The sequence below is a fragment of the Bradyrhizobium sp. UFLA05-125 genome (assembly GCF_059803515.1).
This window is the reverse complement of record NZ_JBANBJ010000024.1, coordinates 48,634-61,105: the sequence shown is the minus strand read 5'-3', so window position 1 is coordinate 61,105 and position 12,472 is coordinate 48,634. Positions and strand designations below refer to the sequence as shown.

Sequence of the window (12,472 nt, the reverse complement as noted above, 5' to 3'; positions counted from 1 at the left end):
GTGCGGCCGTAATGGGGGACGCGATCTCAGCGGTGTCGGTCTGGGAGCGGGGGAGCAATGAGCCAGATGCCGGGCGTTAGTCTCACTGGAGCCGAAGCACCGCTCGCATCCCGTGCAGGGGATGTCGACGCCCTGGCACGCCGGGCGCTGTGGGGCTCGGCGCTGGGCTACGCCATGGATGGGTTCGACCTTCTCATCCTCGGCTTCATGCTGAGCGCGATTTCGAAGGACCTCCATCTCACGCAACCCCAGGCCGCCTCGCTGGTGACGGGGACGCTGGTCGGCGCAGTGCTCGGTGGCTTCGTCTTCGGCATGCTGTCGGACCGGCTTGGCCGGGTCCGAGTCCTGACCTGGAGCATCGTGCTGTTTGCGATCTTCACTGGCCTCTGCGCATTCGCGCAGGGGTACTGGGATCTCCTGACCTACCGGGCCATCGCCGGCATTGGTCTCGGTGGCGAGTTCGGCATCGGCATGGCGCTGGTGGCGGAGGCCTGGCCCGCTGAGAAACGCGCGCGGGCCACATCCTATGTCGGTCTCGGCTGGCAGTTCGGCGTGCTCATCGCGGCGCTGGTGACGCCGATCCTGCTGCCCGTCATCGGCTGGCGCGGGATGTTCGCACTCGGCGTGTTTCCGGCGCTGGTCGCCTATGTGATCCGGCGGAAACTTCACGAGCCCGATGTCTTCATGGCGCACAAGGCGAAAGCGACGGATGCGGCCTCTTCGCTTCGCGCGCTCGTGGCCGATAGAGAGACGACCAAAATCAGCCTCGGGATGATCATCCTCTGCTCGGTGCAGAATTTCGGCTACTACGGCATCATGATCTGGTTGCCTAACTATCTCTCCACGCGGTTCGGCTATGGTCTGACGCAATCGGCGGTCTGGACATCGGTCACCATCGCCGGCATGGCGCTCGGCATCTTCCTGTTCGGCCACGCTGCCGATCGCTTAGGCCGCCGTCCTGCGTTCCTGACCTACATGCTGGGCGCGGCCATCATGGTGGTGGTCTATGCGCAGCTGACAGCCGCGACGGCGCTGCTGGTCGGCGGCGCCGTGATGGGCTTCTTCGTCAACGGCATGCTCGGCGGTTACGGCGCGTTGATGAGCGAGCTCTATCCGACCGCGGCGCGCGCCACCGCGCAGAACGTGTTCTTCAATGTCGGTCGCGCGGTCGCCGGTTTCGGTCCACTGGTGGTCGGCATCGTCAGCGCGGCCTATGGCTTCCCGACCGCAATCGCCGGGCTCGCGCTGCTCTACATCCTCGACATCGTGGCGCTGCTCGCGCTGATCCCCGAGCGCCGCGGCGTGGAGCTCGCCTGATCAGACGTCTACGGCGCGCGCCGACGGGCCAGTTGATGCAGCACCGTGTCGAACGCCGGCACCGCGCCGGTCTCGCGCAGCCACGTATCGTACATCTCCCTGAGCTCGCCCGGCGTCAGGCCGAACTTTCGCCGGAACGCCCGGATGAAGGTGGAGTCGCTGCTGAAGTGCAGGTCGACGGCGAGGTCGATCAGACGCGTGTCCTGCGCGGCCGGAGATATCAGGAGTCGCAAGGCGTGGTTGAGCCGTTGCTCCCTGATGTAATGCGCCAGGCCCCCGTCGGCTTCGAGCAGCCGGTAGAGGCTCGCGCGCGAAATCTGGAATTGGCGGCAGAGCTCGCCGGCAGTGAGCGTGTCGGTGAGATGGCCGGCGATGTGGCGCTTGATCATCGTGAGATAAAGATGCCGCTCGGCCCGCTCAACGCCCTCGGCAATGTCGGCCGCGCCGCCGGCAACCGCCGCGACGATCTCCGCGATCGCCTCGATCGTGGCCTCGGCGCTGCCGGCCTCGGGGGCCGGAGCCAGCATCAGCGCCGCGAAGTGTTTCCCGAGCAGACGTGCATGGGGGTGGTCCGACGGCAGCAAGATCGCCGTCGCCGAGTCAGGATGCGCAAGGCGTGGGACCAGCATCGCGCGTTGCAGAATGATCGCGATGATCCGGGTTCGACCGCCGCCGCCGCGTTGCACCGTGCGGTTCGGCTGGCCCATGTCGAGCAGGCAGATGTCGCCGGGCCTCAACGTCACTTCGCGCCGGCCGGAGCCGAACCACATCTCACCTTCGACGCACAGGGCGATGTTATAGTGATCGAGCCCTCCCCGGGCGATGTGTGCCGGCGTCCGGTCATATTCCAGATCGCTGACCAGCGACTCCACCAGCAGGGCATTGCCGATCATTTTTGTCCGCGACGTGAAGCGGAAATCTGCCTCGGCGGTGAGCGGGATCAGGTCGCAGAGATCTGCGAGCATGATGCGAAGCTGTTTCACCGCCTCCGGGCCGCGTAAGCCCTCATGTGTGCCGTCGCTCGATCGCGTGCCCGCGTTCGCTGACGCTCCGTCCATCCCGTCCCCCGACCAAGCCAAGCCGCACGGACGAAGACCATCCGGAGCACAGACATCCAAACGCCGTATCTAAATGACCCGGCCAGCTTCGAGCAATCGTGTGGAATTGGCAAGGCGTGCGCGGAAGTTGTGATGCGATTGCATCAGTACCGGTGGGAATTGGCGGCTGAGACTCTGGGCACATCGGCCGCGCGGGTTGCCTGCTAAGCCCGTTCCAGTTTCGTTTATTGTCGCTGCCTGTTTCTTGGTCGGGTGCGGCTGGATTTGCGTCCGAGGCTTTCCATGACAACCAGATTAGGCCCGCCGTTCTGCCTGCCGATTGGGTATGCGAGCTTCCGGCTCGTCGCCTGTTTGCGCGTAGCGCTTGCCGGGGTCACAGCGGCAGTGATGACGATCGGCCTTCCCAGCGAGGCGCGCGCAGCGACCCTGGTGGTGACGACCACGGCCGACAGCGGTGCAGGCAGCCTCCGTGCCGCCATGACTAGTGCCGCCAGCGGCGACACCATCCTGTTCCAGGTCGGTGGCACCATCACGCTCCAGAGCGAATTGCCGATCATCACCAAGAACGTCACCATTGACGGCAACGGCAACAATCCGACCATCAGCGGAGCGGGCATCTATCGGCCTTTCTTCATCGGCGATGCCGGCACAACCGGCTCGACCTACGCGGTCACGTTGAAGAATTTATCCATCGCCAACGCAGTGGCGCAGGGGGGAAGCGGCTTGGGCTCCGGTGCCGGCGCCGGGCTCGGCGGCGCGGTCTTCGTCTCCAGCAACGGGGCATTGACCCTGTCGAACGTCGCGGTGTCAAACGCCCACGCGAACGGTGGCAACGCGGTGCTCGGACCGGGGGGAGGGGGAGGCGGCGGCGGCATGGGCGGACAGGGCAATGCAAACGTCCCGAGCGGCGGTGGAGGCCTTTTCGTCGGCTCCGACGCGCCAAGCGCCTCGTTCAATGGCGGCGGCCCAAATGGCGGGACAGCCACGGTCGTCAGCGGAGCCGCTAATGTGACGGGCGGTACCGGCGGATTTGCCAGCGGCGGCGGCGGAGCTGCCTCCGATTCCGGAAGCGTTGTTGGGGGGGCTGGCGGTTTCGGCGGCGGTGGCGGTGCCGCCAATGCGGGTTCATCGGCAAGAGGCGGCGCTGGCGGATATGGAGGCGGCGGCGGCTCGGCGTCCAGCAGCGCTGTTCAGACTGGCGGGGCCGGCGGGTTTGGGGGCGGCGGTGGCGGGTTCACGTATGGCAGCACAGCAACAGCAGGCGCAGGCGGCTTCGGTGCCGGCAACGGTGGTATTGGCGTGAATTCTAATTCCGGTGGCGGCGGTGGCCTCGGCGCGGGCGGCGCAATCTTCGTGCAGAGCGGCGGAACGGTCACCGTCCAGGGGGATCTCTCCCAGGTGGCGGGCAGTGTATCCGGCGGCAGCGGCTTCAATGGTGGCGGCTCCGGCTCGGCGTTCGGCTCCGGTATCTTCTTCCAAGGCACCAGCGGCTCGAGCACCGTGCTCGGCTTCGGCTCAGGCAACCAGTCCATTGCCGATGGCATCGCCGACTACATCGGCTCCGGCGGCACCAATCCGGGCGGTGGGACGAACGTGGCCGATCAGGGTGGCAGCGTCGCGATCACCAAGAGCAATGGCGGCACGCTGACGCTGTCGGCTGCCAACACCTATAGCGGCGGCACGACGCTGAACGCTGGCACGCTCGTGGTCGGCAACAATGCCGCGCTCGGCACCGGGACGCTCGCGATGGCCGAAGGGACGACGCTCTCTTTCGCAAGCACCGGCAATTTCACCATCGCGAACAACATCACGATCTCCGGCGATCCGACCTTCACGCCGCCGTCCGGAACGACGCAGACCATCTCCGGCGTGATTTCCGATGGCACCTCGCCCGGTTTTCTCGAGATGGCGGGGCCGGGCACGCTGGTGCTTTCAGGCGCCAATACCTATTCCGGCGGCACGACCATTTCGGCGGGCACCTTGCAGCTCTCAGGGGCTGGCACGCTCGGTGCTGTGACCGGCACGACGACGGTTGCTGGCGGCACGCTCGACCTGGGCGGCACGACGCAGACGCAGGCGGCTGTCAGTCTCGCCGGCGGAACGATCCAGAACGGCAATCTGAATGCGGCGATCACCTCGACCGGCGGTGTCCTCAACGGCATCGGCGGCAGCGCGAGCCTGACCACGACGAGCGGCACGACGGTTCTGACCGGTACGAACACCTACACCGGCGGTTCGACGGTCAACGGCGGCATCCTCGATGTCATCGGCACGCTCAGCGATCCCACCGTCAACAGCGGCGGCACGCTGACCGGCAGCGGTTCAGTCGGCGACACCTATGTCAACAGCGGTGGCACGTTTGCGCCTGGCAACGGCACGCCCGGCAGCTTGATGACGATCAATGGCAATCTCGCCTTCCAGTCGGGTGCGATCTATCTCGTTCAGGTCAACCCGTCGACGGCATCCTATGCGAGTGTCACCGGAACGGCGACGCTCGGCGGCGCCACGGTCAATGCGGTGTTCGCCAGCGGCAGCTACATCAGCAAGACCTACACCATCCTCACCGCGAGCGGTGGCGTGTCCGGGACCTTCGCATCGACCGTCGTCCACACCAACCTGCCGACGAACTTCCACGCCACACTGAGCTATGACGCCCACGATGCCTATCTCAACCTGATCCTGAATTTTGCGATTCCTGGTGGGTTGAACGGCAATCAGCAGGCGGTCGGCAACGCGCTGAGCAGTTTATTCAATGCCAATGGCAGCATTCCGCTTCTCTATGGCGCGCTGACGCCGGCCGGCCTGGCGCAAGCCTCCGGAGAGCTCGCCACCGCCTCGCAGCAGACGACGTTCAATGCCATGGGCCAGTTCATGGGTCTGCTGACCGATCCCTCCGCGGCGCGCAGCGGCGGAATGGAGTCGACCGGCGGCGTGTCCGGCTTTGCAGACGAGGATGACGTCAGCGCTTACGCCGCAAGCAAGCGGACCGACGCCTTTGCCATGGTCACCAAGGCGCCGCCGAAGAGCTTCGAGCCGCGCTGGAGCGTGTGGGCCGCAGGCTTCGGCGGGGCGCAAGCGACCGACGGCAACACGGTGACGGCTTCGAACGACACCACGAGTCGCGTGTTTGGCACCGCCGTCGGAGCTGACTACCAAGTCTCGGCACATACGCTCGCCGGCTTTGCGCTGGCCGGCGGCGGGACCAATTTCAGCGTCGCGAGCGGTCTCGGCTCCGGCCGCTCCGACCTGTTCCAGGCCGGCGCCTATCTGCGCCACACCAATGGTCCGGCGTACATCTCCGCCGCGCTTGCCTATGGCTGGCAGGACATCACCACCGATCGCACGGTGACGATCGCCGGCGCCGATCATCTGCGCGCCGAATTCAACGCCAATGCGTTTTCCGGCCGCCTCGAAGGCGGCTATCGCTTCGTCGCGCCGTGGATCGGCGGGATCGGCCTCACGCCCTATGGCGCGGCGCAGTTCACGACGTTCGATCTGCCGGCCTATGCCGAGCAGGTTATCTCCGGCACGTCAGCATTCGCGTTGAGCTACGCGTCAAAGAGCGTCACCGACACTCGCAGCGAGTTGGGTATGCGCACCGACAAGTCCTTTGCCATGCCGGACGGCGTGCTGACGTTGCGCGGCCGTTTTGCCTGGGCGCATGATTTCAGTCCGGACCGTTCGATCGCTGCGACCTTCGTGGCGCTGCCCGGCGCAAGTTTCGTCGTCAACGGCGCCGCGCAGGCGCGCGACTCAGCACTTACGACCGCGTCCGTGGAAATGAGATGGCTGAACGGCTGGTCGGCCGCGGGAACGTTTGAAGGCGAGTTTTCGAACGTCACGCAGTCTTACTCAGGCAAGGGCACCGTTCGCTACGCTTGGTGAGCGGTCGGCCGACCACACCCCTGTTGCGGTACCGATGGATGTGGGACGCCACGCCCTTCTTTTTGACCCAAAAGGAGCTGGAAAGGTTCATTCTGGAGTGTGAAGCTTTTTACACCGGTATGGTTCTGCTGATGCTAGAATGACCGGGCTTCTTGCTTGAAGGAGGTGTCGATGCTCACCACCGTCAACAGGCCGAACCTGGAACAGAGCACTCGCGGCTGGACGACCAGGCTTGGTGCGCTCATCTTCCAACTGCGAAAAATGCCCACTGAGCTCGAACCCCAGCGACCGCCCTGGCGGCATTTCGACGATACCCATCATTGGGACTCGACCGCCGAGGAATGGGTCCCGAACCACGACCGGTGATCGATTTCGTCAGGCGCCGGTTCATGCCTCGAGCGTGAAGCCGACGCGCAGCGTGACCTGGTAGTGGCGCACGGTGCCGTTCTCGATATGGCCGCGCGTTTGCACGACCTCGAACCATTTCATCTCGCGGATGGTTTTTGCAGCGCGGCTGATCGCGTTCTGGATCGCGTCCTCGATCGACTTTTCCGACGATCCGACCAGTTCCAGGATCTTGTAGACGTGATCCTTGTCTTGAGCAGTCATGACGAACCTCCATGAGTGGCGGCAGGGCGCAAGTCAGGATTTCCGTCTGAAGAGACTAAACTGCGCCTGAACGAAGTCCAGAGGTGAACGCGCAGCCTGGCCGCCGGTTTCTAGTCGGGCACATGGAGGGCATCGCGGAGGGCACTGCGCGGCAGGTGACCCGCGCTGCCGTCGCGAACGGCTGCCTCATCGCGCAATTGCCATCGCAGCAGCAGCGCGAGCACGGCCATCAAGGCAAAACCGGCCATGGCCGGTGCGGCTTGCTGCCCCGACGCCTGCGTCGACAGCGCGAGCCCATAGGCGCCGGCGAGCAGGATCAGCCCGTACATCGCGCTGCGTTCGCGTGTCGACGCGATGTGGTCAAGGTCCGGGAGCGCGAGTGCCAGGCCGATCCCCAGCATCGGCAGGTCGTAGTCATAGGCATAGGGACTGATCATCACCGAGGCCATCGCGGTGACGGCGAGCGCGAAGCCTGGCGAGGGCCCGCGCAAGGCGCTGAGCACGACCGCAAGCAGCGCGAACGTAGCGACGGCGATCTGTCCCCAGATGGCACCCGTGGCGGGTATGCCTGCCGTATGCAGCGCCGCATAGGCCGAGATCATCCGGAAGAGCTGGTAGAAGCCCTGGTCGAGATAGCTCGCCGACTCCCGCACCGAGGCTACAAGTGCGGCCCAGATCTGGGGGCCGAAAATCAGCGTGCAGACGAGTGAGCTCACGAGCACTACCGCTGCGGCAGCGGTGATCGCGGTCCAGCGACGCGTCACCAGGAGATAGACGGCTGCGGCGACGGCAAGATGCGGCTTGATGACCATCGCGCCGAGCGCAAGCCCCGCAAGCACCGCGCGCTTCTGCAAGGTGAGGCAGAACAGGCCGATCAACGCACCGGTGAGAAAGCCGTTCTGGCCGCAGCCGATCGTGACCACGAGTGCGGGAAACGAGATGATCAGGACTTGTGCGAGCTTCTCGCGCGCGATCGCCCATAACGCGACGAGATAGAGCGCGAGCGTTAGGGCGGTGAACATCAGATATGCTGCACCGACCGGCAGCAAGGCGAGCGGTGCAAGCAGCAGGTCGAATTGCGGCGGGTAGGTCCAGGGCATCACACCGGTCGTGCCGCCGGCCGCGTCTGCCTGCATCTTGCCGAAGGTCGCGAGCCGGTAGACCTCGCCGACATCGCCGAGCCAGACCCGTTGTGCCACGATGTGAAACGCGTCGAAATCGGCGAGCTCGCGAAAGTGCCAGGGACCGATGCGTGCGAACCAGAACGTCTTGACGATGACGATCGCCGCCAGTGCGGCGAGGATGACCCGCACATAGATCGCCCGCCTCGACGGCGAGGACTGAATCTGCTCCAGCGCTTCGGCAAGCATGACGATCTCGGCCCGGTGGCGGCGTGCACAAAACTACATCGCCCATCAGGCCCGAGATTGCCGTGGGAGGCTTAAAGGACGGTAACGAACCGGAAAGGATTTGGCGCCCCGAGCCCGCGAGACGCGGGCCTATCGGTCTTTCGATCGGGCTTCGCGCGCCCGCCGCTCCGCCCTCAGCCGCTCCATGTTGGAATAGAGCGCCTTCTGCGCGGCCTCATGCTCGCGCATGGCCTGCTCCGCATCGGCCCGTCGCGCCTCGTCGCGCGCCCTGCGCTCGTCAGGCGTGAGAATGCGGGGCGGGCGTACCGAATGATCGACTGTCATACGGATACAACGTCCGGCGTGCCGATAAGTTCCCGTCCCGCGGCCGCGGCAAGCTAGCGCCAACGCCGGAAATCGCCGGTCGGTCCCGCAGGTTCGCGCTTCTCTGCCAGACTCATGGAGAGAAACGCGGGTAAAACTCTACGGATCCAGCTCGGTATCCCAGTACAAATAATCGAGCCAGCTGTCGTGAAGATAGTTCGGCGGAAAGAGGCGGCCGTTGCGGTGGAGCTGGTGCACGGTCGGCGCAAACGCGGCCTGCCTCGGAAACATTTTCGCCTGCGCCGGCGTGAGATTCCCCTTGCGCAAATTGCAGGGCGAGCAGGCCGCGACCACGTTCTCCCAGGTGGTCTGGCCGCCTTTGCTGCGCGGGATGATGTGATCGAAGGTGAGGTCCTCGGGCGAGCCACAATATTGGCAATTGAAGCGGTCGCGGAGGAAGACGTTGAACCGGGTGAAGGCAGGATGGGTGGTCGGCTTGACGAAGGATTTGAGCGAGACGACGCTCGGTAGTTGCATCTCCAACGTCGGACTTCGTACCGCCTGGTCGTAGTGGGCGACGATGTTGACGCGATCGAGAAACACCGCCTTGATCGCGTCCTGCCACGACCAGAGAGACAGCGGGTAGTAGCTCAGCGGCCGGAAATCCGCATTCAGCACCAAGACCGGCCAACTGCCTTGCGAGACATGTGCGTTCAAGTAACGCTCCTGGCCTCCATGTACGCTGCGAAGCAGCATGTATTGACATACTACATGCAGCGTGACGGGATTGTGAAGCCCGTTGAGCGACTTATTAAGGGCGCCGGTGGGCTGGAACAGGCTGCAAAAAAGCCGTTATTCGGAGAAGTGTCATTCACTGCGCGGCAATCCGCCGATCCGCCGGCGCGCCACTGATTCGGTGGCGCGCTTCCTCGGCGAATGCTCGCGCGCCCCTTCCGGGAACAACAGGTCGTGATCGGGGACGTCGGCGCTGCCGCCGGTCACGCAATAAGACGCTAGCTAGCGCAGCCGCTCCAGCTTCTGCAGACACCGCGTGGCGCGCACCACCGCCGGCATTTCCTCGTCGGGAAAACTCGTCTTCCAGTCGGTGACGCCGACCTCACCGACATAGATGTCGCCTTTCGAGTCCAGCGCGATGCCGTGCGGCGCCAGGAATTTTCCGCTCGCAACCCCCGGCCCGTCCTCGCCGCCGAGCCGCGCGATCCGCTTTCCCTTGGCATCGACGATCGATAGCCGCGGCCCGAGATTGGGCACCTTGCGGTTGACGGCCATGCCGGGTCCGAGCTCGCCGATCACGAAGGTCGGCTGCTTGCCGCCGCAGCAGCACAGCGCACAAGGCCGGTGCAGGTTGTTCCACTGCGTCTCGTATCTGCCGTTGCCGTCGAACACTTGCACGCGATGATTCTCGCGGTCGGCGACGTAGACATAACCGTCGGTGTCGGTGGCGATGTTGTGAACGATGTTGAACTGCCCGGGATCAGTGCCGGGCTCGCCCCAGCTCATCATCAGCTTGCCGTCGGGTGTAAACTTGTGGACGCGGGCGTTGCCGTAGCCGTCGGAGACGTAGACCTCGCCCTTCGGCGACAGCGCGGTGTGGGTGCAGCGATGGAACGGATTGCCGCTCATGAACGGCGTGGGCTTCTCGGGGATGCCGATCGTCAACAGCACCTTGCCGTCGGGGGTGCACTTGCGCACAGTGTGATCGCCGTGATCGGTGCAATAGAGATTGTCGTCGGCGTCGATATGCAGACCGTGGGCGCGGTTAAACAGTCCCTCACCCCAACTGCGCAGGAAACTGCCCTCGCGGTCGAGCACCACCATCGGATGGGCGCCGCGGTTGAAGACGTAGATGCGGTCCTTGCTGTCGACTGCGACGGACGCGACGTCCGTGAGCTGCCAGCCGTCCGGCAGTTTGGCCCAGTTTTCGACAACGCGGTAACGATGCTCGCCCGAGCCGAGTATGGCTGGCATTGGTTGTCCCTCCTTCTGTCATTCCGGGGCGCGACGAAGTCGCGAGCCCGGAATCCATTGTGCAACATATCGCGCGGATGGATGGATTCCGGGCTCGCGCTGACGCGCGCCCCGGAATGACGAGGGTCATGTTCGCCCCAACATCCCTTCCTCGATCGCCTTGATCTGGAGCGCCAGGAATCTCGAATTGATGCGGCATTGCGCCAGGCTGCCGGCGATGAACCACAGGCCGGGCTGCTTCGTGCGCGCATACATGTTGCGCAGCTCAAGGCCGTCGCCAAAGCCCCAGATCGGGCCGACGCGGTCGGCGACGGCATCGCCGAACAGTTTTCGCACCAGATAGGCTTGCGGCTTGTAGCCCGTTGAGAGCACGATGAGGTCGGCGGATATGATCGCGCCGTCCTTCATCCGCGCGCCCTCGGCGACGAAGCTTTCGATGTCCTCGAATTGCCTGAGCCCGATCGCGCCCTTCACGACGAGATCGGAGCAGCCGACGTTGAAGTAATAGCCGCCGCCGCGGGTGAGGTATTTGAACTGCCAGCCAGTGCCGCCTTCGCCGAAGTCGAGCTTGAAGCCGATGCGCCGCAGGCCGTCCAAGAGCTCCTTGTCGAGCGTCTTCGACTGCTCCGTCAGCATCACATGGGTCTTCTCCGCGAGCGGCGTCGGCATCGAGCTCGCGATCAGGTCGTTGTCCTCGAGCGTGCCCTCGTTGTAGGTCGCGTAGGCGAGCTGTGCCGAAGGTTCGATATTGGTAACCAGCGTCGGTGAGCGCTGCACCAGCGTCACCTCCGCGCCGCTGGAGTAGAGATCCTGCGCAATGTCATGGCCGCTATTGCCGGTGCCGATGACGATCGCGCGCTTGCCGGCCCAGTTCTCGCCGTCCTCATAGCGGCTGGAATGCACGAGCGTGCCGTTGAAATCCTTCAGGCTCGGAATATCGGGCATGTTCGGGATTCCGCTGACGCCGGTCGCCATCACCACATGGCGCGGATGCATGGTGCGCGTCGTGCCGTCGGCGCAGCGCAGCGTGACCATCCAGCATTCCTTCGCATAGTCGTAAGTGCCGCCCTCGAACTCGGTACCGGTCCAATAGTTCAGCTCCATCGCATCGACGTAGGCCTCGAACCAGTTCGCGAGCTTGTCCTTGGGGATATAGACCGGCCAGTTCGCCGGAAACGGCATGTAGGGCAGGTGATTGACCTGCACCTGGTTGTGCAGGGTGAGCGCGTGATAGCGTTTGCGCCAATTGTCGCCGATGCGTGGCCAGCGATCGACGATCAGCGTGTCGACGTTCAACTGCTTCAGCCGCGCCGCGATCGCCAGCCCGGCCTGACCGCCGCCGATCACCAGCACGGCCGGATCTCGATCGGCATAATCGCCGGATGCCTTGCGCAGATCGAGCCAGTTCGGCCCGCGGAAGTCGCGCGAATAGGCCTGGCCGCGCGGCCGAGTCCGGTTGAGCTGCTCCTCAAATCCCTTCAGCTCCTCCAGCGCGGTGAGCAGTGTCCACGCCTTCAGGCGGTCGCCGTCATCGGCATCGGGCAGCAGCCGAACGATGCCGCTGCCGCGTCCGACGGCGGTTTCGAACGAGAAGATCGCCTCGATCGTCTTGGTTCCGGCGCGAGTCACCCAGCGCGGCGGCGCGCGGCTCGATGCGATCTCGAAAGAACTTGGCGCAGCTTCGGATGCGAGCGTGCTCAATTCCCGCACGGTCGCGTCGCGGCCGGCGATCGTTTGCAGGTTCCAGCTTAGCGCCAGCACGTCGCGCCAGTAGCTGTCGGCCAGGAAGAGCTTATGCAGCGCGCCATGACCGGGGTCGCCGAGCGCCTGCTCGAACTGGTCGAGCCAGGTTTGCGCGGACACAAGAATGTCCTTCGTCCTGTCCAGCATGCGCGACCTCGTGGCCGTCTTCGCGGCGTTTCCTCAGGTCAACGCTATACT

Annotated in this window: 10 protein-coding genes; 3 read left to right on the top strand and 7 right to left on the bottom strand. The window is 64.7% G+C overall.

Annotated elements, in window-relative coordinates:
- The first annotated feature begins 57 nt into the window (after positions 1–57).
- Complete coding sequence (locus tag SO156_RS21685; RefSeq protein WP_498536188.1) at positions 58–1,317, top strand: MFS transporter; 1,260 nt, start codon at positions 58–60, stop codon at positions 1,315–1,317.
- An 8-nt stretch (positions 1,318–1,325) separates the two neighbouring features.
- Here SO156_RS21685 and SO156_RS21680 read toward each other — a convergent pair whose 3' ends face one another.
- Positions 1,326–2,282 (bottom strand): helix-turn-helix domain-containing protein, encoded by a 957-nt coding sequence (locus tag SO156_RS21680; protein ID WP_498536187.1) that lies wholly within the window; start codon positions 2,280–2,282, stop codon positions 1,326–1,328.
- Positions 2,283–2,657: 375 nt separating this feature from the next.
- Here SO156_RS21680 and SO156_RS21675 point away from each other — a divergent pair, with 375 nt between their 5' ends.
- Together SO156_RS21675 and SO156_RS21670 are read left to right on the top strand one after the other, a co-directional pair.
- Positions 2,658–6,260 (top strand): autotransporter family protein, encoded by a 3,603-nt coding sequence (locus SO156_RS21675; RefSeq protein WP_498536186.1) that lies wholly within the window; start codon positions 2,658–2,660, stop codon positions 6,258–6,260.
- A gap of 171 nt (positions 6,261–6,431) precedes the next feature.
- Positions 6,432–6,626, top strand: coding sequence for a hypothetical protein (locus SO156_RS21670; RefSeq protein WP_498536185.1), 195 nt, complete (start codon positions 6,432–6,434; stop codon positions 6,624–6,626).
- 21 nt (positions 6,627–6,647) lie between these two features.
- Here the strand turns inward: SO156_RS21670 and SO156_RS21665 are convergent, their stop codons facing one another.
- From SO156_RS21665 to SO156_RS21640, 6 genes are all read right to left on the bottom strand, one after another.
- A complete protein-coding gene (locus SO156_RS21665) occupies positions 6,648–6,869 on the bottom strand; it encodes a dodecin (protein ID WP_498536184.1) in 222 nt (73 codons plus the stop codon).
- A 110-nt stretch (positions 6,870–6,979) separates the two neighbouring features.
- Positions 6,980–8,239 (bottom strand): glycosyltransferase family 87 protein, encoded by a 1,260-nt coding sequence (locus tag SO156_RS21660; protein WP_498536183.1) that lies wholly within the window; start codon positions 8,237–8,239, stop codon positions 6,980–6,982.
- A 129-nt stretch (positions 8,240–8,368) separates the two neighbouring features.
- The gene (locus SO156_RS21655; RefSeq protein ID WP_458143971.1) at positions 8,369–8,563 is read right to left on the bottom strand and encodes a hypothetical protein; all 195 of its coding nucleotides are present in this window, start codon (positions 8,561–8,563) and stop codon (positions 8,369–8,371) included.
- A 138-nt stretch (positions 8,564–8,701) separates the two neighbouring features.
- On the bottom strand, positions 8,702–9,259 hold the full coding sequence (locus tag SO156_RS21650; RefSeq protein ID WP_080135068.1) for an HNH endonuclease: 558 nt from the start codon (positions 9,257–9,259) through the stop codon (positions 8,702–8,704).
- A gap of 300 nt (positions 9,260–9,559) precedes the next feature.
- Positions 9,560–10,531: a peptidyl-alpha-hydroxyglycine alpha-amidating lyase family protein gene (locus tag SO156_RS21645; protein ID WP_498536182.1), complete on the bottom strand. Its 972-nt coding sequence runs from the start codon at positions 10,529–10,531 to the stop codon at positions 9,560–9,562.
- A gap of 126 nt (positions 10,532–10,657) precedes the next feature.
- Complete coding sequence (locus SO156_RS21640) at positions 10,658–12,421, bottom strand: flavin-containing monooxygenase (protein WP_498536181.1); 1,764 nt, start codon at positions 12,419–12,421, stop codon at positions 10,658–10,660.
- Positions 12,422–12,472 lie beyond the last annotated feature (51 nt).

Excerpts from the sequence above, each read along its gene's own strand:
- SO156_RS21645 (WP_498536182.1), bottom strand. The coding sequence starts at position 10,531 with ATGCCAGCCATACTCGGCTCGGGCGAGCATCGTTACCGCGTTGTCGAA.
- SO156_RS21680 (WP_498536187.1), bottom strand. The coding sequence starts at position 2,282 with ATGCTCGCAGATCTCTGCGACCTGATCCCGCTCACCGCCGAGGCAGAT.
- SO156_RS21670 (WP_498536185.1), top strand. The coding sequence starts at position 6,432 with ATGCTCACCACCGTCAACAGGCCGAACCTGGAACAGAGCACTCGCGGC.
- SO156_RS21640 (WP_498536181.1), bottom strand. The coding sequence starts at position 12,421 with ATGCTGGACAGGACGAAGGACATTCTTGTGTCCGCGCAAACCTGGCTC.
- SO156_RS21675 (WP_498536186.1), top strand. The coding sequence starts at position 2,658 with ATGACAACCAGATTAGGCCCGCCGTTCTGCCTGCCGATTGGGTATGCG.
- SO156_RS21665 (WP_498536184.1), bottom strand. The coding sequence starts at position 6,869 with ATGACTGCTCAAGACAAGGATCACGTCTACAAGATCCTGGAACTGGTC.
- SO156_RS21655 (WP_458143971.1), bottom strand. The coding sequence starts at position 8,563 with ATGACAGTCGATCATTCGGTACGCCCGCCCCGCATTCTCACGCCTGAC.
- SO156_RS21660 (WP_498536183.1), bottom strand. The coding sequence starts at position 8,239 with ATGCTTGCCGAAGCGCTGGAGCAGATTCAGTCCTCGCCGTCGAGGCGG.
- SO156_RS21685 (WP_498536188.1), top strand. The coding sequence starts at position 58 with ATGAGCCAGATGCCGGGCGTTAGTCTCACTGGAGCCGAAGCACCGCTC.